Source organism: Kamptonema formosum PCC 6407 (assembly GCF_000332155.1).
GTDB classification, from domain to species: domain Bacteria; phylum Cyanobacteriota; class Cyanobacteriia; order Cyanobacteriales; family Microcoleaceae; genus Kamptonema; species Kamptonema formosum.
In genome coordinates, this window is the sequence record NZ_KB235903.1 from 2,379,966 (window position 1) to 2,405,196 (window position 25,231).

At 42.7% G+C, this 25,231-nt stretch carries 20 protein-coding genes; 13 read left to right on the forward strand and 7 right to left on the reverse strand.

Features of this window, described 5'->3' with window-relative positions; genetic code table 11:
• The first annotated feature begins 14 nt into the window (after window positions 1-14).
• Together OSCIL6407_RS0115345 and OSCIL6407_RS0115350 are read left to right on the forward strand one after the other, a co-directional pair.
• Window positions 15-1,232: a M20 metallopeptidase family protein gene (locus OSCIL6407_RS0115345; RefSeq protein ID WP_007355731.1), complete on the forward strand. Its 1,218-nt coding sequence runs from the start codon at window positions 15-17 to the stop codon at window positions 1,230-1,232.
• Between the two features lie 322 nt (window positions 1,233-1,554).
• Complete coding sequence (locus tag OSCIL6407_RS0115350) at window positions 1,555-2,838, forward strand: FAD-dependent oxidoreductase (RefSeq protein WP_007356104.1); 1,284 nt, start codon at window positions 1,555-1,557, stop codon at window positions 2,836-2,838.
• Window positions 2,839-2,887: 49 nt separating this feature from the next.
• Here OSCIL6407_RS0115350 and tatC read toward each other — a convergent pair whose 3' ends face one another.
• The gene (gene tatC / locus OSCIL6407_RS0115355; protein ID WP_007356103.1) at window positions 2,888-3,736 is read right to left on the reverse strand and encodes a twin-arginine translocase subunit TatC; all 849 of its coding nucleotides are present in this window, start codon (window positions 3,734-3,736) and stop codon (window positions 2,888-2,890) included.
• A 321-nt stretch (window positions 3,737-4,057) separates the two neighbouring features.
• On the opposite strand from tatC, the gene OSCIL6407_RS0115360 reads away from it, so the two are divergent.
• From OSCIL6407_RS0115360 to pirA, 4 genes are all read left to right on the forward strand, one after another.
• On the forward strand, window positions 4,058-5,425 hold the full coding sequence (locus OSCIL6407_RS0115360; protein ID WP_019487402.1) for a CHAT domain-containing protein: 1,368 nt from the start codon (window positions 4,058-4,060) through the stop codon (window positions 5,423-5,425).
• 268 nt (window positions 5,426-5,693) lie between these two features.
• Entirely contained in the window at window positions 5,694-5,993 is a 300-nt protein-coding gene (locus tag OSCIL6407_RS0115365) for a hypothetical protein (protein ID WP_007356101.1), read from the forward strand.
• 102 nt (window positions 5,994-6,095) lie between these two features.
• A complete protein-coding gene (locus OSCIL6407_RS0115370; protein WP_007356100.1) occupies window positions 6,096-8,501 on the forward strand; it encodes a hypothetical protein in 2,406 nt (801 codons plus the stop codon).
• 253 nt (window positions 8,502-8,754) lie between these two features.
• Window positions 8,755-8,907 carry an arginine synthesis PII-interacting regulator PirA gene (gene pirA / locus OSCIL6407_RS36260; RefSeq protein WP_007356099.1) on the forward strand — a complete coding sequence of 51 codons (153 nt, stop codon included), beginning with the start codon at window positions 8,755-8,757 and terminating at the stop codon, window positions 8,905-8,907.
• A 224-nt stretch (window positions 8,908-9,131) separates the two neighbouring features.
• On the opposite strand, the gene OSCIL6407_RS0115380 is transcribed toward pirA, so the two are convergent.
• Entirely contained in the window at window positions 9,132-10,499 is a 1,368-nt protein-coding gene (locus OSCIL6407_RS0115380; RefSeq protein ID WP_007356098.1) for a TldD/PmbA family protein, read from the reverse strand.
• Window positions 10,500-10,718: 219 nt separating this feature from the next.
• Between OSCIL6407_RS0115380 and OSCIL6407_RS0115385 the strand changes: the two genes are divergently transcribed.
• The 3 genes from OSCIL6407_RS0115385 to OSCIL6407_RS0115400 all read left to right on the forward strand — a co-directional run bounded on the left by OSCIL6407_RS0115385 (window position 10,719) and on the right by OSCIL6407_RS0115400 (window position 17,621).
• Entirely contained in the window at window positions 10,719-14,039 is a 3,321-nt protein-coding gene (locus OSCIL6407_RS0115385; protein ID WP_007356097.1) for a PAS domain S-box protein, read from the forward strand.
• A gap of 404 nt (window positions 14,040-14,443) precedes the next feature.
• Complete coding sequence (locus OSCIL6407_RS0115390) at window positions 14,444-15,304, forward strand: DUF1361 domain-containing protein (protein WP_007356096.1); 861 nt, start codon at window positions 14,444-14,446, stop codon at window positions 15,302-15,304.
• A gap of 328 nt (window positions 15,305-15,632) precedes the next feature.
• The gene (locus OSCIL6407_RS0115400; protein ID WP_007358126.1) at window positions 15,633-17,621 is read left to right on the forward strand and encodes an ABC transporter ATP-binding protein/permease; all 1,989 of its coding nucleotides are present in this window, start codon (window positions 15,633-15,635) and stop codon (window positions 17,619-17,621) included.
• Window positions 17,622-17,679: 58 nt separating this feature from the next.
• Here the strand turns inward: OSCIL6407_RS0115400 and OSCIL6407_RS0115405 are convergent, their stop codons facing one another.
• Both OSCIL6407_RS0115405 and OSCIL6407_RS0115410 read right to left on the reverse strand, forming a co-directional pair.
• Window positions 17,680-18,522, reverse strand: coding sequence for a metal ABC transporter permease (locus OSCIL6407_RS0115405; protein WP_007358127.1), 843 nt, complete (start codon window positions 18,520-18,522; stop codon window positions 17,680-17,682).
• A 151-nt stretch (window positions 18,523-18,673) separates the two neighbouring features.
• A complete protein-coding gene (locus OSCIL6407_RS0115410; protein WP_007358128.1) occupies window positions 18,674-19,393 on the reverse strand; it encodes a metal ABC transporter ATP-binding protein in 720 nt (239 codons plus the stop codon).
• 92 nt (window positions 19,394-19,485) lie between these two features.
• Here OSCIL6407_RS0115410 and OSCIL6407_RS0115415 point away from each other — a divergent pair, with 92 nt between their 5' ends.
• Together OSCIL6407_RS0115415 and OSCIL6407_RS0115425 are read left to right on the forward strand one after the other, a co-directional pair.
• Window positions 19,486-20,592 carry a metal ABC transporter solute-binding protein, Zn/Mn family gene (locus OSCIL6407_RS0115415; protein WP_007358129.1) on the forward strand — a complete coding sequence of 369 codons (1,107 nt, stop codon included), beginning with the start codon at window positions 19,486-19,488 and terminating at the stop codon, window positions 20,590-20,592.
• Between the two features lie 284 nt (window positions 20,593-20,876).
• The gene (locus OSCIL6407_RS0115425; RefSeq protein ID WP_267879551.1) at window positions 20,877-21,548 is read left to right on the forward strand and encodes an NADPH-dependent F420 reductase; all 672 of its coding nucleotides are present in this window, start codon (window positions 20,877-20,879) and stop codon (window positions 21,546-21,548) included.
• A gap of 171 nt (window positions 21,549-21,719) precedes the next feature.
• Here the strand turns inward: OSCIL6407_RS0115425 and OSCIL6407_RS0115430 are convergent, their stop codons facing one another.
• Entirely contained in the window at window positions 21,720-21,989 is a 270-nt protein-coding gene (locus OSCIL6407_RS0115430; RefSeq protein WP_007358131.1) for a DUF7219 family protein, read from the reverse strand.
• A gap of 301 nt (window positions 21,990-22,290) precedes the next feature.
• Entirely contained in the window at window positions 22,291-22,458 is a 168-nt protein-coding gene (locus OSCIL6407_RS32620) for a metallothionein (RefSeq protein ID WP_007358132.1), read from the reverse strand.
• A gap of 149 nt (window positions 22,459-22,607) precedes the next feature.
• Here OSCIL6407_RS32620 and OSCIL6407_RS0115435 point away from each other — a divergent pair, with 149 nt between their 5' ends.
• Window positions 22,608-23,018, forward strand: coding sequence for an ArsR/SmtB family transcription factor (locus OSCIL6407_RS0115435; protein WP_007358133.1), 411 nt, complete (start codon window positions 22,608-22,610; stop codon window positions 23,016-23,018).
• Window positions 23,019-23,113: 95 nt separating this feature from the next.
• On the opposite strand, the gene aroF is transcribed toward OSCIL6407_RS0115435, so the two are convergent.
• Window positions 23,114-23,917: a 3-deoxy-7-phosphoheptulonate synthase gene (gene aroF, locus OSCIL6407_RS0115440; RefSeq protein ID WP_019487406.1), complete on the reverse strand. Its 804-nt coding sequence runs from the start codon at window positions 23,915-23,917 to the stop codon at window positions 23,114-23,116.
• Between the two features lie 600 nt (window positions 23,918-24,517).
• Here aroF and yqeK point away from each other — a divergent pair.
• Window positions 24,518-25,117: a bis(5'-nucleosyl)-tetraphosphatase (symmetrical) YqeK gene (gene yqeK / locus OSCIL6407_RS0115445; protein ID WP_007358136.1), complete on the forward strand. Its 600-nt coding sequence runs from the start codon at window positions 24,518-24,520 to the stop codon at window positions 25,115-25,117.
• Window positions 25,118-25,231 lie beyond the last annotated feature (114 nt).

The following is a 25,231-nucleotide window of genomic DNA, read 5'->3' on the forward strand; positions in this document are numbered from 1 at the left end:
AAAGGTGATAAAAAATGGTTTCAACTTTTCCGAGCTTAAATTCCGTTGAAGCATCGCAATTACGGTTTGAAATTCGAGCATTACAACCTAAGTTAGTAGAATGGCGACGACGACTGCACCAACGTCCTGAACTTGGTTTTACAGAACAATTAACGGCTGAATTTATCTCCCATAAATTGCAAGAATGGGGAATAAAAAATCAAATAGGTATTGCTAAAACCGGAATTGTCGCAACCATTGACAGCGGTAAACCCGGGCCAGTTTTAGCAATTCGCGCTGATATAGACGCTTTGCCAATCCAAGAAGAAAATGAAGTATGCTATCGTTCTCAGCATGACGGAATTATGCACGCTTGCGGGCACGATGGTCACACTGCAATTGCCCTGGGTACTGCCTACTATCTCGCCAATCACCGAGAAGATTTCAAAGGTACAGTTAAGATTATATTCCAGCCAGCAGAAGAAGGGCCAGGAGGCGCACAGCCAATGATTGAAGCGGGAGTTTTAAAGAATCCCGATGTCGATGCAATCATTGGTTTGCATCTATGGAACAATCTTCCTTTAGGTACATTAGGTGTTCGTAGTGGCGCGTTAATGGCGGCAGTAGAAATTTTTGAATGTACAATTTTTGGTAAAGGTGGACACGGTGCAATGCCACACCAAACCGTTGATTCAATTGTTGTCGCCTCTCAAATTGTCAATGCTTTACAAACGATTGTAGCTCGTAATGTCGATCCAATTGATTCGGCAGTAGTAACAGTTGGTGAATTTCATGCTGGTACTGCCCATAATGTCATTGCTGATACAGCACAACTCAGCGGTACGGTACGATATTTTAATCCGAAATATCAAGAGCAAAGATTTTTTGATAAACGAGTAGAACAGGTAATCGCAGGGATTTGTCAAAGTCACGGAGCGAGTTATAAACTGAATTATTACTCTCTATATCCACCAGTAATTAATGATGCAAAAATAGCAGATTTAGTAAGAAGAGTAGCTGAATCTGTTGTAGAAACGCCAGCGGGAGTAGTGCCAGAATGTCAAACTATGGGCGGCGAGGATATGTCATTCTTTCTCCAAGCTGTACCTGGTTGTTATTTCTTTTTGGGTTCGGCAAATCCAGATAAAAATTTAGCTTATCCTCACCATCATCCCCGTTTTGACTTTGATGAAACTGCCTTGGGTATGGGAGTAGAAATGTTTGTAAGGTGTGTAGAAAAGTTTTGCAATTAGCTATTTGTTAACTGTTAACTGTTAACTGTTAACTGTTAACTGTTATAGGATTTATACAAAATCATGACTTATACCAAATCCGGGTTAGTCATCCCCTTTATTAGCAATAATCCGTCATTGCGAGCTCCGCGAAGCAATCGCAGAGACTAGGCGATTGCTTCGCGGAGTTCACAATGACAATAAAGGCGGTAGTAAAGCCGAATTTGGGATTAGCAATTAGCAATTAGCAATTAGCAATTAGCAATTAGCAATTAGCAATTAGCCATTAGCCATTAGCCATTAGCCATTAGCCATTAGCCATTAGCCATTAGCCATTAGCATTATGCACCAACTTTCAGACCCAAAAGTTAAAGATTTAGTGCTAATTGGCGGTGGTCACAGTCATGTAATTGTGCTGAAAATGTTCGGCATTAAACCGCTACCAAGGGTACGTCTAACTCTGATTAGTGATGTCTCTCATACTCCCTATTCGGGGATGCTTCCTGGTCACGTCGCGGGCTTCTACGATGAGGATGAATGCCATATCGATTTGCGATCGCTTTCTCAATTTGCCCAAGCCCAAATTTTTATTGACAAAGCAATTGCCCTAGACTTTGACAAAAATCAAGTAATATGTAGCAATCATCCCCCTATAAATTTTAACCTACTTTCCATTGATATTGGCAGTACCCCAAACACTCTCTCAGTAGCGGGTGCAGCAGCTTATGCAATTCCCGCCAAACCAGTACCAGAGTTTTTAGCTAACTGGAATCAGTTAATAAAAGAGAGGCAAAATTATCAAAAACCGCTTTGCATTGCCATAGTTGGCGGCGGTGCGGGCGGTGTAGAACTAGCCTTAAATATGCAATCTCGTTTGTTAGCAACTGATGCTATTAATTTCCAGAATATATCTAAGCAAAATATATCTAAGCAAATAGATAATTTATCTGTTGAATCTGTCAGCAAATCGGTGGTAAAATTTCACTTATTCCATCGAGATCGAGAACTGACGATCGGTCATAACCAGCGAGTACGCCGCCGCCTTAAAGAAATTCTTATTAGTCGGGATATTAAATTACATTTAGGTGAAACAGTATGTGAAATACAAAAAAACAACTTAAATTTACCAATTACCAATTACCAATTACCAATTACCAATTACCAGCTACCAATTACCAATTACCAAATCCACTGCGAATCAGGTTTAACATTGGAATGCGATCGCATTTTTTGGGTGACGCAAGCCTCAGCACCTAATTGGATAAAAGCATCGGGTTTATCTACTGATTACAAAGGGTTTATTCAAGTTAATGACTATCTGCAATCGGTTTCTCATCCTCACATATTTGCCGCAGGTGATATCGCTACAATGGTTAATCATCCGCGTCCCAAAGCAGGAGTATTTGCTGTACGCCAAGGTAAGCCGCTATTTGAAAATTTGCAGCGATTATTATTAGAAAAACCCCTGAAAGCCTTTGTCCCACAGAAACAATATCTCGGACTAATTGGTACTGGAAATAAAAGTGCGATCGCATCTCGCGGCCCTCTGATGTGGGAATCACCCTTATTGTGGCGCTGGAAAGATTGGATCGATCGCAAATTCATGAAAAAATTCAGCAATTTATAGCAACCTTCTTAGATGATACCCCCCAGAGCGGCGTTACGGATACCTGTACTCATCGCCCTAAAAGCTTCACCAAACCGATTCCCCCAAAGTAAAGGCAAAGAACAGCACCCCCTAAAAGAGTTTGAGTTAGAGGGTCAGTAGAAGGTGTTAAAACTGCTCCTAAAACAGCAGCACCTAGAATCACGTATCGCCAACCTGAAAGCATTTGTCCCGAAGAAACAATCCCTAAAATACCCAATATCACTTGAACTATCGGGATTTCAAAAGCTAAACCAGTGCTGAACATGAGCAGTAGTACAAATTCAAAATATTTGTCAATTGACCACAACTGCTCGACCACACCCTCCCCATAGTTAACAAAGAAATTTAACGCAGCGGGAATTAACAGCAAGTAAGAAAAAACCAATCCACCTATAAATAAAACACTAGACCCCAAGAAAACAGGCCCCATCAACCTCCGCTCGCGGCGAGTCAAGCCTGGTAAGACAAACATTGCTATCTGGTAGAGTATGAAGGGGCTAGCAACCAATAAACCGCTGTAACCAGCTACTTTCAGCGAGACAAAGAAAAATTCTCCCGGAGCTAATTGTAGAAATTTCACGCCATTTGCCGGGATTTCTAGTAGTTGTACGATCGGTTTAATGGTCAGAAAACAACCGATCATACCCCCAGCAACAGCAAGCACCGAATAAAAGATTCGCTGTCGCAATTCCTCCAAATGGTCAAATAGCGACATCTCTACCTCATCAGGGAGTTCGTCGAGATATTCCCCTTCTAGGTTGCGAGGTTCGATCGCAACGTCAGTAGTCGTTGCAATACTTAGATTTTCTGGGGTGGCGGGTGAGAAGTTATTGTCCGAACCCTGTTCGGGTGTCTCCGGGTTAGAAGGCAGCGTCATAATCGATTTGAGAGTTTAAATTTGAAATTAGGGAAACACTTGTCCAGCGATCGACGACTAATAAAAGCTATGTGAACTATTGTATAGAGGTTAGTTACAGTGCGGAAGTCTTTTATCAAGGATTTATGCTGTTGAGATTGCTTATGTCAGCTCAACTCGCCTTTCCTGTTAGATCGAAGAGTAGTTATGCGAAAATTCTGGTTAAAAATAAGCTGGAGAGCTATTTTTAAATAGAAATGTATTTTTCCCTTCCCCGATCTGGGCTTCAATCCTATGAAAATAGCAGTATCATTGAAAAAAATTTGGATTTATTTTATATCTATGCGTAAAATCAAACTTTTCTACTTTTTACTCCTTAATTTGTTCTTGTTGAGCTTTTTGTTGAGCTTAAGTATTCCCCTGACTTTTGCTCAAAACAGTAGCACAGATGTGCTTGAATATCCGACAATGAGAAATCTTCTGGATGCAGGAAACTATGCTGAGGCTGTAGACCGCATCGAGCAAGATTGGGAAAATCAATATCAGTCATATTTTAAAGAAAATTTCTCAACTCAGCCACAGACTGCTGACCAAATAGCACAAACTCTTTCTCGTCTCGCTGTTCAAACTAAGAAAAAGCCCGCTCTAATCTATATTCTCCCCCGCGCAGATCAACTGGAATTACTATTACTCACTCCCGATCGCCCTCCCTTCCGCCAAAGTGTACCCGCAGCTAAACGCGAGGCTTTGCTTCCAGTTGTTAAAGACTTTATTTCTCAAATTACTAATCCGAGGAAAATCAATACTACTAGCTATTTAAGCACTGCTCAGCAACTTTACGAGTGGATAATTGCACCTCTGGAATTAAATTTACAAGCTCAAAAGATTGATACATTACTTTTTTGTGTTGGTAGTGGACTGCGTACTTTACCTCTGTCAGCTTTGCATGACGGCACTCGTTTTCTCACAGAAAAGTACAGTATAGCTCGCATTCCTGCTTTCAAATTTACAGAATCTAAGTATGCTGACCTCAAAAGCTCGAAAGTTTTAGCAATGGGGGCATCAGATTTTTCTAATTTTTCCGATCAACAACCTTTACCGGCTGTACCATTAGAATTAAAGACAATTGCTCAATTGTGGCCGGGTGAATCTTTTCTCAATGAAGATTTTACTTTAGTTAATTTACAGTCGGAGCGGTTGCGGCAACGTTTTGGTATTATTCATTTAGCAACCCATGCAGAGTTTAAGGCGGGAACTCCTAATAATTCCTATATTCAGTTTTGGGATACTCCCTTACGTTTAGATCAAATGAGGCAGTTGGGTTGGAATAATCCGCCTGTGGAACTGTTAGTTTTGAGTGCTTGTCGCACTGCTTTAGGTGATAAGGATGTGGAGTTAGGATTTGCGGGTTTAGCGGTACAGGCGGGTGTGAAATCGGCTTTAGCTAGTGTTTGGTATGTTAGCGATGCCGGGACTTTAGCCTTGATGAGCGAATTTTACCATCAGTTGCGGACTGCACCTATTAAGGCTGAGGCGTTGCGGCAGGCTCAAATTGCGATGATTCAGGGTAAAGTGCGTTTGGAAAATGGTCAGTTACAAAGTTCTAGAGGTGGGGTGATTTTACCGCCTGAGTTTGCAGAAATTGGGAACGAAAATCTATCTCATCCTTACTATTGGGCGGCTTTTAGTATGATTGGAAGTCCTTGGTAATTGTTAGTTGTTAGTTGTTGGTTGTTGGTTGTTATCTTACCTAACGCCGCCCTCTGGATGGTAAAGATACCAATTAGAGGGCGGCGTTACAAACAATAAGCGTAAGGTGGGCGCTCACCGCAAAAATCTTGTCACGAGTAGCTAATATGGTTTCGGAGAGCGCCCACCCTACAAGTTATATAAGCGTTTAGTGATGTCCAACTACTTATATATTAATCTCGTGCTAATCTAAAAGTAATGTGATATCTAGCACCATGAGGGTTTGATCGTGTTAAATGGCATTAAACAGCAAGTGGTCGTTGGCAAGAATGGCAAAATTGAAATTCAAACGTCTGAGTTAGCAGAAGGAATTGTTGTTGAAGTGATTGTTTTAGTTGAACAAGATGGTGTTGAGACGAATACTAGCCAATCTATTTCACAAGATGCGACAGAGTATTTGCTCTCTACTGAAGCCAATCGTTATCAGTTGATGACCGCTATTCAAAATATCGAAACAAAAACTAATTTTCATCCTACAAGATCGGAGATCGCGCCTTCATCAAGTAACCTAGCACAGCTTAACTGGTAATCACAGACAGTTTTAATTTTTAATTTTTAATTTTTAATTACAAAGTGCTACCAAACATGGTATTCTGGATGATACTAGCTGTTTCGTGTGCTGTAGCCACTCATGGAAAACTGGGAATTTCTGCTACAGAAGGAAGGCGATCGCGCCTGGTTGCCTCTGGAATCGCCCGATGTGGAAATTCTAGAAGGCCGCTACCGCGTTGTAGCCCGTTCTCTGCTTGTCAATGCGGAGATCGAAGTTCGCATTACTCATCAACTTACGGATGAAGTACCCCCCCAGCGACGAGTCCAGAAGCGTTCGACTCGGACTAACCCGGAAGGGTTGATGGTTGTCATTCCCTACACTAGCCTGAAACCTGGGATTTGGGAACTCTGCTGTTTGGCAAATTTAGACGCAGATTCAGGGCAAACTAGCCAGCATACGGTTCAGTTGCAAGTTTTGCCGACTGAAGAGGATTTAGAGTTAGAAGAGTCTTTTAGCCCCACTAATGAGGGTTCTACATCGACGATCGCAGTTTCTCAACCAGAGGAACAAACCCCAATTTCTCAACCCTCAGCATCCGCGATCGCGAAGTCAGCCGAAGATATCGCCAATACCCAGGAAGTAGAACCGTCTAACCCCGCCGCATCAGAAAAAATCGAGGCTATACAGGTAGAAACTTCTGTTGATAATGCTGAAAGGACTTCTCCAAAACCTGTTACTGCTCAAACAAAGCTAAAACTAGAGGAGTTACAATCTACAGCCAAGAAACTATCAGTTTCACCAGCAAATTCTGCATTGGATAATTTGTCCTTATCGGAATTTGACCTGCGGTTGACCTTAGAAAAGCAAAGCTATGTGGCTCAATTAGGTCAACCTTTGATTATTTATGGGCAAGTTGAGATTGTAGAAAACTCGGAATTATCTAACAGCAAAACTCTCACTGCTGAAATTCAAGCAGAACGATTGCAAAGAGCGATCGCGAAATTAGAAGTACAAATTTGCCTTCGCGATCCCCAAACTGCCAAAGTTTTAGTCGATACTAGACAACCTTTGCCCCAGCAGCTTTCTCCCTGTATTTTTGCCTGCGTGATTTACCTACCTTCTGAGTGCAAAACCCGTTTAATGTTGGGAGAAGCAGTGTTGTTGGACGGTACTACGCCATTAGCGACGGAATCTTTTACGATTACGGCAGGTTTGGAAAATTTACTGGAGGTAATTGTACAAAATTTTAGTGAAGAAAATCATCAAGCAACTACTCCCGAAACATTAGCAAAGCAGGATGAAGTCAGCCTAAATCAATCTTTTAGTAATCTGACAGAAACTCTGAAAGAAGCTACGCCTTCGGAATTTCCCCTTTCACCACGAGGACAACTCCCTCCTCAAATTACAACTCGCCCAGGTGCAATTACTGCCAACCAATCTTTAGATTTACCTGCGTTTGGTCATGGACTTAGCGATGGTAGCGGTAAAATTGTTTCCTCAGAAATTGCCCCTCTATTAGAATTAGCGGCAAATTTAGAGAAAAAGTCAAAAACTGAGGAAGCTAATGTAGAGAAAAAGTCAAAAACTGAGGAATCAAAGGTAGTACCTCTGTTCAAATCGACTCCTACTTTCAGCGATCTGTTAATAACATCGCTGGCGGGGGAGTCAGAGGGAAAAAATGGCAATCCTAACCCTAGTATTACTTCTGAAGCGTCTGCTAATTCAGAACAGGATGGAGATCGGGAATCAGACAGTGGTTTAATGATGTCAGAACCAAAGTTAGCCGATTCTCTACCTGCGGTAGAACAGGGATTTAGAAGTTTAAAACTGCAAGATCGGTTTTTGACGCGACTGAGCTCTTTAGCGAATGATACTGAATTTTCGGAATGGTTGAAGGCAAGTATGCCACCCTCGCCGGAAAGCCTGGATATAAAGGGGGAAGAGGGTTCGGGAGAGATTTTGAGTGCGGATGGAGGGGAGGGAAAATCAATCCCAGAGGACGAAGAAATTAAGGGTGGCGATCGCGAAACTAATCCCCCAACTCCGGGTAAACCTGACTGGGTAGCAAGAGAGTTTGTCGTATTTGACGATCCCCTACCGCCGCGACAGGCGAAAAAGGCGAAAGTAGAGGTGGAGAGCGATCGACAACAGGAGCAAACTCAGCGTATCCCTTATATTTTACCCGAAGAGGAGCCGGTGCCGACTCCAGTTTTGGACGTACTTAGTAAGGAAATTGTCGCTGGAAGATTAATTAAAGTCCGCGTTCGTTTACCGGAGCTGATGCCTCGGATTTATGTGAAAATCTGGGTTTACGATCGCCAAAGTTACGTAATTTTAGATGGGCCGCGTTGGATCGCGGAGTTTTCGCCGAATGGGTTAGGGAATATTGAGGCGATCGCGGAGTTAGAAATTGCATTCGGAAGTTTAGAAGTAGAATTTGAGGCGATCGCAGTGGAAATGCAAACTTTACGGGAAAGCCATAAAGCAACCGTTCACCGTCGAGTTGTACCTCCAGCCGCTCCTAGTTTACCTTTAGATAAGTGATTTAGATAGATTTGGGTAAATTTTTGTCAATTACTTAGGACTTACACGCGATCGCAGTAAGTCCTGTTTCTGTTACTCATTAATTGCTGAAACTGCTAATGAAGAGTTGCGTATAAAGATAGCCGAATCGAGCTAAAAAGTCAATAACTTACCCAGAGTATGAAGTTTTGGTAAATCTGCTATGCACTTTTCACATCACCACGTTATATTAGGAATATAAGAATACACAAATGAGACGAAGGGAATGTTCACCATGAACAGAATTGGCCAAAGAAACTTGACAAAGGTAGCTGAAACCCACCGTGCAAACCTCCACAAGAGACTGCTGCATCGCTTAGACGTAGCCAAAGCTAACGGTGATGAAAATTTAATCCGCATCCTAGAAGATGAAATGAGAAAGCTTTAAGGCAGCCACAACAAGAGATTGCCTTTGCTTAATCATCAAAGAGTTGTCTACAGGCTACGTAATGCCCCTAACTTCTTGTTGTTCAGTGTTCTCTCCTCTCTTAGTTGGTTTAAACAAAACCCGGTTTCCTCAAGAAACCGGGCTTTTTTGTTAACGGTTAAGGGTTAACGGTTAACCGTTAACCCTTAACTCGAAAATCTCCCGTTTCCCCGCTCAAGAGATCCCTAACGTCCCCCGACGACGACATTTTTAATCCGCAAATGGGGGCCGCCGACACTCACGGGTAAGCCACCTTGACCACCTTTCCCGCAACCGCCGTAAGCATAAACCGAGTCATTACCGATCGCCTCAATATCTTTTAACGTCTGAAACACATTTCCCGTCAGCGTCACATCGCTTACAGGTTCAGCCAAACGACCATTACGGATCATATAACCTTCCGCCGCCGCGAAGGTAAACATTTCCCCATTGGTTTGTCCGCCTAACATCCGCACTGCATAAACGCCTTCCTCAATATCAGCAAGCATCTCTTCTAAAGAATGTTCGCCTGATGCGATCGCAGTATTCGTCATTCTCACAATTGGGGGATAACCTGCACTCAAAGCACGAGCATTTCCCGTTGGTACTTCACCCATTTTGCCGGCAGTTTCGCGATTGTGCATTCTTGTCGTCAAAACTCCATCTTTAATTAAATACTTGCACTGTGCTGGTACACCTTCATCATCGTATTTTAGAGTTCCGGGAAGTCCCGGCAAAGTTGCATCATCAACCACATTTAACTGTGCAATTGCTAACGGTTTTCCCAGAGTTAGTAACTCCTGCATTCTAGGATTTTCGTAAATACCGTCAGCTTCCGACAAATGACCGAAAGCTTCGTGAATAAACACGCCGGAAAGGTAGGGATCTAAAATTACAGTGTATTGACCGCCCTTAACCGGTTTTGCCTCCAACTGCTTAACAGCTCTGAGTGCGGCGGATTTCACTTGGTCTTCAACATTCGCCAGAACATTGTAATCCGAGCGCGAGTGGATCGACTCAAAACCTTGGCGGACGACACCATCTTCTCCCCGCGCGATCGCGCCAAAACGCCCCGTCACATCCAAGCGTTCTTGAGCGATAGAAGTACCTTGAGAATTGACAAAATAAGTAATCCCAAAGCGATCGCTGTAACCTATCATCGTCGTCTGAATTCGCGGGTCAAAATCCAGCAAGATTTGATTATAATTCTGCATCAAAGAGCGCTTTTCTTCCAGAGATACAGTGCGCGGATCGCGACCAAATTCCACAGCAACATAATCTTGAATGGGGGTAACTTCTGCCAACTTAGTAGTTTCTGTACCCACTAAATGAGCTTGAGAAATAGCTTCCTCAATGCGGTTTTTTAACTCAGCTAAGCCATTGAAAGTCACAAAACTCCATCCCCCCTTATGACAGGCGCGGATGCCGCCAGCGAGGGAAAAACTGCGGTTAACGCCATCCAACTGCGGGCCGCGAAAACTAATTGCCGTTGACTCGCTCTGTTCAGTGCGAATTTCGAGATAATCCACGCGATCGCTAAAGGATGCGATCGCCTCCGCCAAATGCTCTTGCATTAAATTTTCCACGCTCTGATTCACTCTCTTGAAAAAAATTAAGAATTACTAACTCCAGTTTAACCTGTATATATTTAAATCGAAAGCCAGACTGAGATCACAATACACTGCTTGCATAAGTGCTAGAACCCCATAAATAAGATATCAAAGTTCCACAGCAAAATCTCATTTTCACAATAAATCTAGTTCTACTGGAAACCATTAGCTAAAACTCAGCTTATGAAATTCCGATTCGCCCCTTACTTAGCAGCACTTTCAGCAGTAGCAGTGATTGGGTCAAGTATCTGGTTGCTAGATTGCTCAGAACAAGAGCAATTGCAGCAGAAAAACCGCGTTGATACGGTAAAAGATTTAAGTATAGTTCCGGTAAATTTCAAAGGTAATTTAAACTCGCAGCGATTTGTCGCCCAGAATTTAGTCGCTCAAATCTACGTCCACCCAGAGATTCCAAAAGCTAAAGCTTTGTGGGTACGAATTGGCAGCGCGTTAGTAGCAGTATTGACAGGACTTTTAGTGTTTAAATGGACGCGCGAACCCATAAAATTACGAGAAATTGTACAAGAGACAACCGGAAAACTTCGAGAAAGCGAAGTTAAATATCGCGAACTGGTGGAAAATGCTAATAGCATTATTGTCAAAGTAGATGCCGTTGGTAAAATTACCTTTTTTAACGAATTTTCCCAAAGATTCTTTGGATACTCGGAGGAAGAAATTATCGGCAAAAATGCAATAGGAACAATTATTCCTCATACAGATTCCTCTGGAAATGACCTGGCAGCAATGGGTGAAGATATCTTACAACACCCAGAAAAATATATTTGCAACGAACACGAAAATATCCGCAAAAATGGAGAGTTAGTCTGGGTTTCGTGGCGAAATAAAGCGCTTGTGGATGACAACGGATGCTTTAAAGAAATCCTAGCTATTGGTAATGATATTAGCCGTCGCAAACAAGCAGAAAAAGCCCAAAAAGAAAGTTACACTCTCTTGCAAGCAGTCATTGAAAGTATTCCAGATCCAATTTATGTCCGCGATCTTCAGGGACGCTATGTACTCGCTAACAGTGCCACGATCGAGGCTTTTGACAGACAGCCAGAAGAAGTTATCGGTAACAGCGATTCGGAGTTATTATCGCCGGAAATTGCTCAGGAGTTCCTAGAAATAGATCGCCAAATTATTGCTACTGGAAAATCGCTTACTTATTCACAAGATTTTGCACTCAGGGGTGAAATACGGAGTTTTCTCACTACGAAAAGCGTATACCGTGACTCGGAAGGAAATGCACTCGGAGTGATTGGGATTTCGCGAGATATTACTGAACGCAAACAGGCAGAAATCGCCCTCCAAAGAGCCAACGAAGAACTAGAAAATCGAGTTGAAAAGCGAACAGCAAATTTAAAGCAAGTGTTGAAGCAATTGCAGACACAGATTGCAGAGAGAGAACAAGCTGAGGAAGAATTAAGAAAGAGCGAAGAACGTTGGCAATTAGCTCTCAAGGGTACTAATGATGGAATCTGGGATTGGAATCCAAGAAATAATGAACTATTCATGTCTTCTCGTTGCAAGGAAATGTTAGGGTTTGAAGAGTGGGAAATAGAAAATGACTTAAATGCTTGGTATAGCCTCCTACATCCAGACGATCTTGACAGGGTGATAAATGCAGGCCAAGATAACCTAGAGGGAAAAACTCCCTATTTCATTGCCGAGTATCGTATTCGCTGCAAAGATGACAGCTACAAATGGATTTTGGGTAGAGCCAAAGCACTGCGAAATGAAGAGGGACTACCAGTGCGAATGGTTGGCTCAATTGCAGATATTACAGCTCGTAAACTTGCTGAAGAAGCATTGCGGGAAAGCGAGGCAAAATTTCAACATCTTTCAGCTAATGTGCCGGGAATGCTTTACCAATTTCTGTTGCGTGCAGATGGTTCTGCGAGCTATCCTTATATAAGTCCTGCTTGCCGTGAAATCTTTGAGTTAGAGCCAGAAACGGTTAAACAAAATATAACTTTAATACACGATCTAATCCACCCTGATGAGCGGGAGTATTACGAGCAATTAGTTGCTCGTGCCGCTCAAACTCTACAACCTTGGGATTGGGAAGGCCGATTTGTTCTACTGTCAGGCAAGATCAAATGGATTCAATCCATTTCTCAGCCTGAAGATTTAGGCAATGGAGATAGTATCTGGCATGGTTTAATTACTGATATTAGCGATCGGAAACAAGCTGAGGAAGCCTTGCGTCAAAGTGAAGAACGCTGGCAGTTAGCGCTTAAAGGCAACAGTGATGGTATCTGGGATTGGAATATCAAAACTAATGAACTATTTACATCTGCCCGGTCTAAAGAAATAGTAGGATATGAAGACCATGAAATCGGAAATCAGCTAGATGAATGGACGGCCATTGTGCATCCAGACGATCTTAATTTGGTGATGGACGCTATGCAAGATCACCTCAATCAGAAAACCCCCTATTACGTCACAGAGCATCGCCATCGGTGCAAAGATGGAAGCTACAAATGGATTCTAGGTCGAGGGAAAGCACTATGGGATGAAGAGGGAAAACCCGTGCGAGTGGTTGGTTCCCATACCGATATTAGCGATCGCAAACAAGCGGAAGAAGCATTACGACAAAGTGAAATGCGAGAACGAGAAAAATCGCAACAACTTGAAAAGACCCTTGTGCAATTGCGCTCTACTCAAGCTCAATTGATTCAAACTGAAAAAATGTCTTCGTTGGGGCAATTAATTGCAGGTATTGCTCACGAAATTAATAACCCTGTCAATTTTATACATGGTAACATCACCTATGTCAATGATTACGTTCAAGAATTACTCGGTCTGCTAGAATTATATCAGCAGAAATATCCCCAACCCAGCGGCGAAATCGTAGATCGAATTGAAGAGATTGAGTTAGAATTTCTAAATGAAGATTTAGCCAAAATTTTATCATCAATGAAAGTCGGAACTGAGCGCATCCGCTCGATTGTCTTATCTCTGCGAAACTTTTCGCGGTTAGATGAATCTGACATGAAGCAGGTTGACATTCATGAAGGCATTGAGAGTACATTGTTGATTTTACAGAACCGTTTTAAAGGGAAAAATAACTATCCTGAGATTCAGTTAGTCAAACAGTTTGGCGCTCTGCCACTGGTGGAGTGCTATGCTGGTCAGCTAAATCAAGTTTTTATGAATGTAATCGCCAATGCGATCGATGCGATTGAGCAGAGATTTAAAGGGCAATCTGTTGAGCAAATAAAAGCTAATTTGGGTCGGATTGACATCTGTACTAAAGTTAGCGATCGCGAAACAGCGATCGTTCAAATTACCGACAACGGTTCAGGAATGCCGGAAGCAGTAAAAGCTCAAATTTTTAACCCATTTTTTACAACAAAAGCAGTCGGCAAAGGTACTGGCTTAGGACTGTCAATTAGCTACCAAATTGTGGTAGAACAACATAAAGGTAAACTAGATTGTGTTTCAGAAGTCGGTCAAGGAACAACCTTTATAATTGAGATTCCAATTCGGCAAAACCCGTAATGAATTGAAAATTAAAAATTAAAAATTAAAAATTAGCAGATTGACTGCCGCTAAATCAAGCTGAGAAAAACAGGATTTACGCACCCAACCTCATAAACCGGGTTTCGGCTTCGCTCAACCAGCAGTTTTTTTACGAAAATACTTCGTTCTACCTGCCTCCTACATAAGAGCCTTCTACCTCCTGCCTTCTGCGTGACCCACATATTCTCTCAAAAACCCGGTTTCTGGAGCCCTGAGCGTAAGTCCTAAAAAAGCTGAAACTCTATCAGTGCTTAAGTTGGAACGCTGTTGACCCAATCTTAACCCTATTTTATCCAATCTAAAATCGAAATAACCCTTTAGCGATATGATGCTGCATCAATCTGTAACTATCCCACAAGAGTAGATCGTTCCGTGAAAAAGCTATGAAATATGAACTGATTGCTTTGATCGCTGAGTCCTGGCGGGCAATGGCACACAATGGACGCTGGATGTCTTGGAATTTGTTTCTAGCATTAGTACCCTTAGCCGTGAGTTTTTTACTATTTTACCGACCGCGATCGCGCTTTCTGCTGTGGGGTACAGCATTCCTCTTAGGGGCAACTTTCTTGCCCAATACCCGCCATGTTGTGGCCTATGGAGTTCACCTGATCCGAGATCTCGGCAAAACTTACGTACTTGGCGCGATCGTCATCACGGTGCTACTGATGGCTCTGGATATCTGGGTCTTACGACAGCGCGGAGCTCGCTCTCTCCGCTGGTGGGGTGGTTTTCTCGCCTTCATCGCCTTCCTACCAAATGCACCCTACGTTTTAACAGATATCATTCACCTGATCGACCAAATTCGCTGGGGGTACTCAGTTTGGGTTATTACCCTTGCCTTAATTCCCCAATATCTACTATTTATGGTCGTAGGTTTTGAAGCCTATGTCTTATCTGTGATTAACTTAGGTTATTACTTGAAGCAACAGGGTTTGGGTCAATTCATCTTAGTCGCCGAGTTAATCGTACACGGTCTTTGTGCTATTGGCATTTATCTAGGACGATTTATACGTTTCAACAGTTGGGACATCATCACTAACCCCGACGAGCTTGTTAACACCGTCATGAACGATCTCATCGGCAAGCGTCCTGTTTTGGTGATGGTTGTAACCTTTCTAGTGATTACCTGCTTATATTGGCTGATGAAGCAAGTTAGTTTGGGGATTAGCCAGCAACACTTAAAAAGTAAACCGCAGGAGGATTTGGCAAACGGGAATGCAACTTCTTCCGGGCCAATTTCCTAGTCAGATGGGGAAGATAGGATGGGGGAGATAGGGAAGATAGGGGAGATGGGGAAGATGGGGGAGATGGGGAAGATGGGGGAGATGGGGAAGATGGGGGAGATGGGGAGGATGGGGAAGATGGGAAAATTACTTACTATTTTCACCTCAAAACCACGTTGTCGTAGCCTACCAAAACCCAACAGAAGTGCTTTGTTGGGTGACGCTACCCTCCACCTAACCTACTAACTTGTTTTTCTTGTCGCCATCTCCAGTTCCAAGAGATCCTCTAGCATTTTGTCAAGACTCTTGATATCTTAAAACAGCCTAAGTAGTTCTTCTGAAAGCAAAGATGAATCGATTTGATCGTCAGTTATGGAAGCGATTTTTAGCGATCGCACAGCCTTACTTTTATCCTCTCGAACCAAGGAGTGGCACAGCCTTCCTAGGATTGCTCGTGCTGCTGATCGTATTTCTATTCGCTGCAATGTTTGTAGTTGTCAGCGCTGTTTGTTTAGGAACTCAAGCTCTTTTCCCCGAATTTTTCAACAGTATCGCCGCTGGCTTAGCAACACTGATAAAAAGCATTATTAATTCCCCTGCGATCCTGATATTTGCTTTAATGCTGATTTTGCCATTGGGCGCATTTGTCTTTTTTAGAAGCAGGTTAATACCGCGATGGCAGCAATGGGGATTGTTAACTCTGCTTTTAATCTTATCGTTTTCTGTCAGCGGTCTTAATGTAGTAATAAGTTATGTCGGCAACTTTTTTCAAACAGCACTAGCCGGGAAAGATGCACCCAACTACTGGAAATATCTTTTTGTCTATGCAGGGGTTTTTGTAGTCGGTACTCCAATTGTGGTGATTTACAGGTACATCCAAGATAAACTTAGCCTTTACTGGCGAGATTGGATGACTAATAAATTCCTTAATAAATATTTTCAGAATCGAGCTTATTATGAAATCAATGCTCGAAAAAATGAAATAGACAACCCAGATCAGCGAATTTCGGAAGATGTCAAATCTTTCACAACCACAAGTGTGAAATTTTTATTAATCATCCTTGGTTCAGTAATTGATATCATATCTTTCACGGGGATTCTCTGGTCTATCTCTAAACAGCTTTCAGTCTTCCTGATTGTATATGCTATTTTTGGTACGATAGTTACTACCATTTTTGGTCAAAGATTAATCCCTCTAAACTTCGATCAACTTAAAAAAGAAGCTAACTTTCGCTATGGATTAGTTCACGTCCGCGACAATGCTGAATCTATTGCCTTTTACTCTGGAGAGGAGCAGGAATCAACTCAAGTCAAGCAGCGATTTGTAGAAGTATTTCGGAATTTTAACTTGCTGATTGGCTGGCAACGAAATCTGGGATACTTTACAAGAGGATACAAATATGCAGTGGTGATTATTCCTGCTTTGTTTCTAGCTCCTGCTTACTTTGCTGGCCAAATAAAATTTGGGGATATCAGTCAAGCTGCTTTTGCTTTCAATCAGGTTTTGGATGCTTTTTCGGTGATTGTGGATCAGATTCAAGAGTTGAGCACTTTTGCTGCTAGTATCAATCGTTTGGCAGTATTTACAGATACGCTGGAAGCACAAACAACTGCACAAAAGTTAGGAGAAACTACAATTGATACTGTAGTCAGTTCTGAAGTAAGTTCTGAGTTTAAACTAGAACACATTACTCTAGAAACTCCGAAACACCAAAAGACTTTGATTCGGGATCTTTCCGTTGAAGTGCGACCAGGAGAAGGACTTTTAATTGTAGGTCAAAGCGGTGCGGGTAAGAGTTCTCTGCTGCGGGCGATCGCAGGTTTGTGGAACAGCGGAACAGGTCGCTTGGTGCGGCCAAACCTTGACGAAATGCTGTTTTTGCCCCAGCGACCTTATATGATTTTAGGGAGTCTGCGATCGCAACTGCTCTATCCCAATACCAGCAGCAAAGTTGAGGAGAAAGAACTACGCCATGCCTTAGAATTGGTAAATTTAACAGATTTACCAGAGAGAGCGGGTGGTTTTGATGCAGAGTTAGAGTGGGCTGATATTTTGTCACTAGGTGAACAGCAGCGCCTTGCTTTTGCACGTTTGTTACTAACGCAGCCTTCATACGCTATTTTGGATGAAGCTACAAGTGCTTTGGATCTGAAAAATGAAGCGGCGCTCTATCAGCATTTACAAGGAACTAAAACTACTTTTATCAGCGTCGGACACCGTGCGAGTTTAGTTGAGTATCACCAATACGTTTTGGAATTGTTAGGTGATTCCAGTTGGCGAGTTTTATCCGCTCAAGATTATCGTGCTAATTTCAATGTGTTTTCGGTCAACACTTAAGGACTTACGTAACGCCGCCCTCTGGGCGGTATTTTACCGCCCAGAGGGCGGCGTTACGCTACTCATGAAATCTCTTTCTAGTAAAAATTCCTTGGCTAGGACTGAAAAGTAAAGCTAACAAAAACAATCCAAAAATTACCAAGACAATCCCAGGGCCAGATGGAACATTCAAGTGATAGCTGAAATACATACCTATTACGCTAGCAAAACTGCCTAAAATTGCTCCCAATACCATCATTAAATGTAGTTCTTTTACCAATAAATATGCAGTAATTCCCGGCCCGATCAGCATAGAAATTACTAGCAGCGCACCAACAGTTTGTAAACTAGCTACAATTGTCAGCGTAATCGCAGCAATCATCCCAAAATAAATCAAATTAACTGGCAAACCACTCGCTTGAGCCCCCATTCTGTCAAAGGTATAAAATAATAGTTCTTTGTAAAAGAGTTTGACTAAAATCAAAACTATTACAGTAATCGCAAAAGTGTGCTGTACATCAGCAGGCGATACTGACAATATATTACCAAAAAGAAATCCTTGAAGGTCTAATTTAGTTGTCTTTAACAGGCTAATTAGAGCGACGCTAAGGGCTAAAAAAGTAGACAAAATCAATGCCATCACTGCATCAATTTTCAGTCGAGATTGAGACTGAATCCAAGCCATGATTACAGCACTGATGACCCCAGATATAAAAGCTCCAATGGAAATACTAATTCCAAACACAAACGCAATTGGTAATCCTGGTAATACTGAATGGGCAATCATTTCTACAATCATACCCATCTGTTGTACAATTAAATAAGAGCCGACAACCGCGCAGAGTATACCCAATAAAATACCCGTCGCGATCGCGTTTCTCATAAACTCAAATTTCAATGGTTCAATTACCAATTCCAACATTTAAGCACCTTAGATAGAAGGAAGAAGGAAGAAGGAAGAAGGAAGAGACGGGGGATTTTTCCCAATTAGCAATTAGCAATTAGCAATTAGCAATTACCAATTACCAATTACCAATTACCAATTACCGTAAGTCCAATGAGTTAAAAAAATCTCAGGCTGAAACTAAACTTAAATCGTACCCATAAGCTTTTTGAATATTAGCAGCGGTTAGCACTTCTCGACGAAATCCTGCCGCAATTAGCTGCTTATTTATCAATAATAAACGATCGTATTGTTTTAAAGTTTCACCTAAATCGTGGCTAATTACCAGCAAAGTTTTATTTTGGGCTTTCAGTTCTCGAAAAATATCGAAGACGATCTCTTCTGTGGTTTTGTCGATCGCGTTAAACGGTTCGTCAAAGAAAAACACATCTGCTTGCTGAGCGAGCGATCGCGCTAAAAATATCCGCTGCTGTTGTCCCCCTGATAGTTCCCCAATTTGCCGCGATCGGTATTCCCACATCCCTACTCGCTTCAATGCTGATGAAGCTAATTCTTGGGACTGGCGAGAAGGTTTGCGGAACCAACCTGTCTGCACTGTGCGGGCCATCATCACCACATTCCAGACTGTCACCGGATAGTCCCAGTCAATTTGCGATCGCTGCGGTACATAAGCAACCCGCCGTAACTGATCCTTCAACTGTCGCCCTTCATACAACACCCGACCACACCGAATAGGTACTAATCCCAGCATCGCTTTTACTAAGGTACTTTTCCCCGCTCCATTGGGGCCAAGGACTCCAACTAACTGTCCTGGTTCTAACTTGAAACTAATACTTTTGAGAGCGCACTCCCCTTGATAACTGACGGCCAAGTTTTGAACTTCTAACATAATCCGATTTTGTGATAACGATTCTTGTTCCCATATCTCCTAGAATAGGATAACAGTAACAACTAATAACGATTATCGTTCTAAATCAGAAAATGTTAAAGAGATTACAAATAAAAACTCGCCGAATTTGGGGTGCTGCTGCTGTGGCGATCGCCTTGGAACTTGCTGGATGCAGTGCTGGAGACACCAATACCAACAATTCAACCCCGATCGATACAAACCAAAGCCAAACTACTCCCGCCTCAACTCAAGCTCAAACCAGTCAACCCAAGCCAAAAGTAGTTGTTACCACTGGTGTTCTGTGCGATCTCACTACCAAAATTGCCCAGGATACGATCGATATGACCTGTTTAATCAAGCCAGGTCAAGATCCCCACACTTATCAAGCTCAGCCAGAAGATCGCAAAGCGATTGAAACAGCAAACCTAATTTTTTACGGCGGTTACAACCACGAACCGACACTGCTGAAGTTAATCCAATCCACCACCAACGCTGCACCCAAAATCGCCATCCACGAGAAAGCTGTTCCGAAACCCTTGATGGGGGATGAACACGAACACGAACACGAGGAAGAGTCCCACACTCAGGAGAAAACAGAAACCTCTGACCCCAACCATAAAGAAGGCGAACTGGTTGCCGATCCCCATGTTTGGCATAATGCTAAGAATGGTATTGGCATTGTGGCGGTGATTAGCGGTGAATTGGAAAAGCTCGCTCCTAGCAATGCCGAACTCTACAGCCGTAATGCCAAAAAACTTACTGGCGAGTTAGAACAGTTGGATAGTTGGATTAAGGCTCAAATTGCCACCATACCCAGCGACAGACGCAAGTTAATTACTACCCATGATGCTTTAAGTTACTATGCCAACGCCTACGGTTTAGAGATTACTGGGGCTTTACAGGGAGTGAGCACAGAAGAACAACCAACGCCGAAACGGATTGCAGAACTTTCTGAGGAAATTAAGTCAACTGGAGTACCGACGATTTTTGCGGAGACAACTGTTAACCCAAAGCTGATAGAGACTGTTGCTAGGGAGGCAAATGTCAAAATTTCCGCCCAGGAACTTTACAGCGATGGGTTGGGTTCGCCTGGAAGTGGTGCTGATACCTATGAGGGGATGTTAGCTGAAAATACTTGTGCGATCGCTCAAGGGTTGGGAGGTAAGTGTACACCTTTGACTGCACAAACGCCTAAATAATATCGGACTTACCCATCATTGTTTGTAACGCCGCCGTTCCAGGGAGAGCTTTACCAGGACGACGGCGTTACTCTGAACTTACCTATTGACAAATTTGATGATTTATGCGTTATAGGGAGATGAATAATTAATGGCGATCGCTCAACGAAGTCCGCGATCGCAGACAACAAAAGGCTCTTTCAAACCACACTTTCAAACCACAAAGGATAATAACATCCCTGAGAAGGGGGCTATGCCGAAGATAATAGCTAAGAAGTTAAAGAGATATAATTAATTTTAATCGCATTGCCCAATACACAAATACAGGGATCGCACAGATGAAAATTGCAGTCATCGGCAGTGGTAATGTTTGCAGTAACCTCGCCAACCTCTTTGTTTTAGCACATCATCAAGTGGTTTTAGGTTCACGAGACGCAAACAAAGCAAAAGAGATCGCAGAACCCTTGGGAAAAAATGCAAGCGGAACAACCTATGCTGAGGCTGTCATAGATGCCGATGTCATCGTGATTGCAACGCCTTGGTCAAACAACGTCACAAAGGATGTAATTGTAGAACTGGGCGATTTGAGTGGAAAAATTGTAATTGATTGCACCAATCCCCTTGTTCCAGACTATATGTCAAACACATTAGGTCATCCAATTTCATCAGCAGAAGAAATTGCAAAATTGATTCCCGGAGCAAAAATTGTCAAAGCATTCAACACGATTTTTGCTGAAGTTATGGCACCCGGAAAACAAACTTTTGGCGAACATAAAGGCACAGGATTTTACTGTGGAGATTATCCAGAGGCAAAAGATGTCGTTGCTAAGTTGATCCAAGATGCTGGATTTGAGCCTGTTGATGCGGGAGTCCTCAAGAATGCCAGATACTTAGAAGCAATGGGCCAGCTAAATATCCAAATTGCCTATGGGCTTAGAGGCGGTACTGATGTTGGTTTTCGATATATGCGTCGATAGATGAGCTACGCATCTAGAACTCTATAATCCCGATCTTGGGTTTCACTTCGTTATACCCAACCTACTACGATCGCCGTTGCCAAATTTTCAGTATTGGTATCACCTCTAGTCCCTAGATAAAAAACCCCGTTTTAGCTTTTAGGCTTAACGGGGCTCAGACTAAATTCCTTTCTATTCAGTTGTGGATTTTCCCTCATCGCTCTCAGGGGGTTTTTCGCTAATTCCCAGATTTTTCTTCGAGCTTTTCAACTGTTTCCAGAGTGCCTTAATTTCTTTGTAAGCCTTTTCTGAGCTAATTTTTCCGCCAGTTTCTAGAGAGCAGATGTAAGTTATTTTCTGGGCAAACTCCTGCAAATTAGCATTAAATGCTAAGTTCTCTGGTGTGAAGTCACCGTAGTAGCGGCTGCGGGGATGTAAAAATTGGTCACTCTCTTTAGTCATCGCTCTCTCCTTAATGAATCAAAACCTGCGTTACGTTTCCTTTGTAAAAATGCACCGTCTGTTTCCTGCATCAGTTTGTTTACTTTATGACGGGGTTAACTCGCTTCCATTGTATTGACTTAAATAGCGATTACGCATTATTAGGCTGTACTTCGGGATCTCAATCAGGCTGATTTTAACTTTTATTTAGTATAATTTTAACCTAAATTTAATCAAATCACCAAAAAATAAAGGGTGCCTGAGCGCATCCCCCTATAGATAGATTGAATAATTTACTTTAACTCTTTCTCAATACCCGTGTCTAGTTGTGGCATCCACAGCCTGCGTGTCCACAGCCTGTGCCATTGGGATGACCGTCAGCACAGGCATTCGAGCAGTAGTATTGACCGTTTTTTTCAATGGCTTCGGTGAGGCTAACAACGCACAGGCAAGAAGAACAGGCACATTTCATCTGGGTTACGGTAGTCATAGCTTTTTTGAGTAAATTTCTAAAGTGTTACTAATATCTGAACATATATTCAGGTATATGTCAAGGTAATGTGAAGGAACTGTTACAATTTAGGTCAGAGACTATCTAAGGTAGAATGATAATCAGATCCTAAAAAAAATTTGTATATAATGCCGCCTAACTCTGCTGTTAATCAGGCTGTAACCCAAGCTATTAAAAAAACCGATACTCCAACGTGCGATTCCCCCCATCTAGTCGATAGCGATCGCGTACAAGGCATTCAAACCCAAGTTCTCAACTCCCAGAAAGCTCAGCGAATGGCTGAGTTTTTCAGCCTTTTGGGAGATGCTAACCGTCTGCGGCTGTTATCAGTTTTAGCGGCTCAAGAGCTTTGCGTCTGTGACTTAGCAGCAACGCTAGAGATGAGTGAATCGGCAGTATCCCATCAATTGCGGGCGTTGCGGGCGTTGCGTTTAGTCAGCTATCGCAAGCAAGGGCGGCAGGTTTTTTACAGCCTTCTCGATCGCCACGTTTTGGAACTTTACAGGGCTGTTGCCGAACACTTAGACGAAGAAGGCTAAACTTGCTAATTGCTAATTGCTAATTGCTAATTGCTAATTGCTAATTGCTAATTACTCATCTCTCCCTATTTTCCTCTTTCCCTAGTCCCTAGTCCCTAGTCCCTAGCCCCTTCTTTGGTGTTAGTTAACTCAATCATATCTTCTAAAGAAAGGGCCTGCCGCGCATCGGAAACCGATTTTTCTGGTTCTGGGTGACACTCAATGATTAACCCATCAGCACCGCAAGCAATCGCAGCTTTAGCCAGAGGTGCGACTAATTCCCGCTTGCCCACTGCATGAGAAGGATCTACAATTATCGGCAGATGAGTTAATTGTTTTAGCGCTACTACTGCCCCTAAATCTAAGACATTGCGGGTGTAATTGTCGAAGCTACGAATACCTCGTTCGCAGAGTACAACATCAGGGTTTCCATGACTTAAAATGTATTCAGCGGCCATCACAAATTCTTCAATTGTGGCGGATAAACCACGTTTAAGTAGTACGGGTTTTCCGGCTTGGCCGACTGCTTTTAAAAGCTCGAAATTTTGCATATTGCGGCTGCCAATTTGAAGCATATCCGCGTAGGTAACAACTGGGGCAATTTGAGCAATTGACATTACCTCTGTTACGATTGGGAGGTGATGGCGTTGGCTGACATCTGCTAAGATTTTTAGTCCTTCGACTCCTAAACCTTGGAAAGAATAGGGAGATGTGCGGGGTTTGTAGACACCGCCGCGTAAAGCTTGAATGGGTGCGAGTCCTAGTCGGGTTGCGACTTCTTCCATTTGTTGAGCGCTTTCGACTGTACAAGGCCCGCCGATAATGATAATTTCTTTACCGCCAATAGTGGCGTGTTCTGAAAGTTTGACTGTGGTTTGGTGTTCAAGGCTAGATTTGGTGGTGAGTTTGGCATCTAACACGAGTGGTATTCTCCTTCAAAAAAAAGTGTGAGTAACAAAAAAACCCGGAACTTTAAGGAGTTCCGGGTGAGGCGCGAAAAGCAGCACGACAATTTACCCAGAACTCCTTTGGGGCCAAAAATAAAAGCCGTAAAACCAGTTATCGAATAATGTCATGGCTGTTTTCGCTAGAGCTAAACTGTAAATTGAGCAAACAAAAACCGCAGGTCTAATTCTGCGGTTCACTTGGAGATTTATAGCAAATCTGATTCACCCCAAGTGAACGTGCTTAAACCACCAAAAATAAAAGTAATATTTGCTTGCAAACATGAGCAATGCGCTGCGTTTGAGGATGGAATTTACATCTATTACCACTCACCCTAACAAAGGGAGTGAATAATGTCAAGCCCTATTTCTGAGAAATTCTCTGAGAATTTCCGAGCTGGGGTGCGATCGCACGGCTAAATTACTGGGAATTCTCACTATTAATTTTTAACAAACGCTAGAATTATATAGTTACACATTTGTTGCGTAATGCCGCCGAGACAAGAGTAATTTTACTGCTGATACGGGGGCGTTACCAATTCTGCGTAAGTCGTATAAAGATATTCTCAGCGGGCTATGGGCGATACTTTGGCAATATCGGGGCTGCGCGATCGCGTCTTAGTTTGGCTTTCCGAGCGCGTTCCACCTGCCCGGATCGAGCACATTCTTGGTGTCGAGCAGATGGCGGCTGAGTTGGCAATTCTTTATAGCATAGATGCTTCTAAAGCACAAGTGGCAGGATTGATGCACGATTTGGCTAAATACTTTAAGCCCAAACTTTTATGGGAAATGGCTAGGGCGGAAGGTTTAGAGCTAGACTCAGTGTTGGAAGCTGCGCCACACTTGCTACACGCTGATATTAGCGCGGTGGTTGCTAGAGACGAGTTCGGAGTGCAAGATGAAGAAATATTGCAGGCGATCGCGAATCATACTCTAGGACGGCCTGGTATGAGCCAACTGAGTTGTATCGTGTTTATAGCAGATGCTTTAGAGCCAAGCCGGGGTAAGAGCCCACAGCTAGAGGTAATGCGATCTCACAGCAAAAAAAATCTTCATGCAGCAGTTTGGCAAACTTGTGATTATGCTTTTAAATATTTGCTAGAAACTCGCTGTTTGATCCACCCGCGCAGCATACTGACCCGCAATTGGGCGCTACAAATGGCTAAAGTTCGTTAATGGTTAGTTGTTAATGGTTAGTTGTTAGTGGTTAGTTGTTAATGGTTAGCAATTAGCAATTACCAATTAGCAATTACCAATTAGCAATTAGCAATTACCAATTAGCAAATCTAT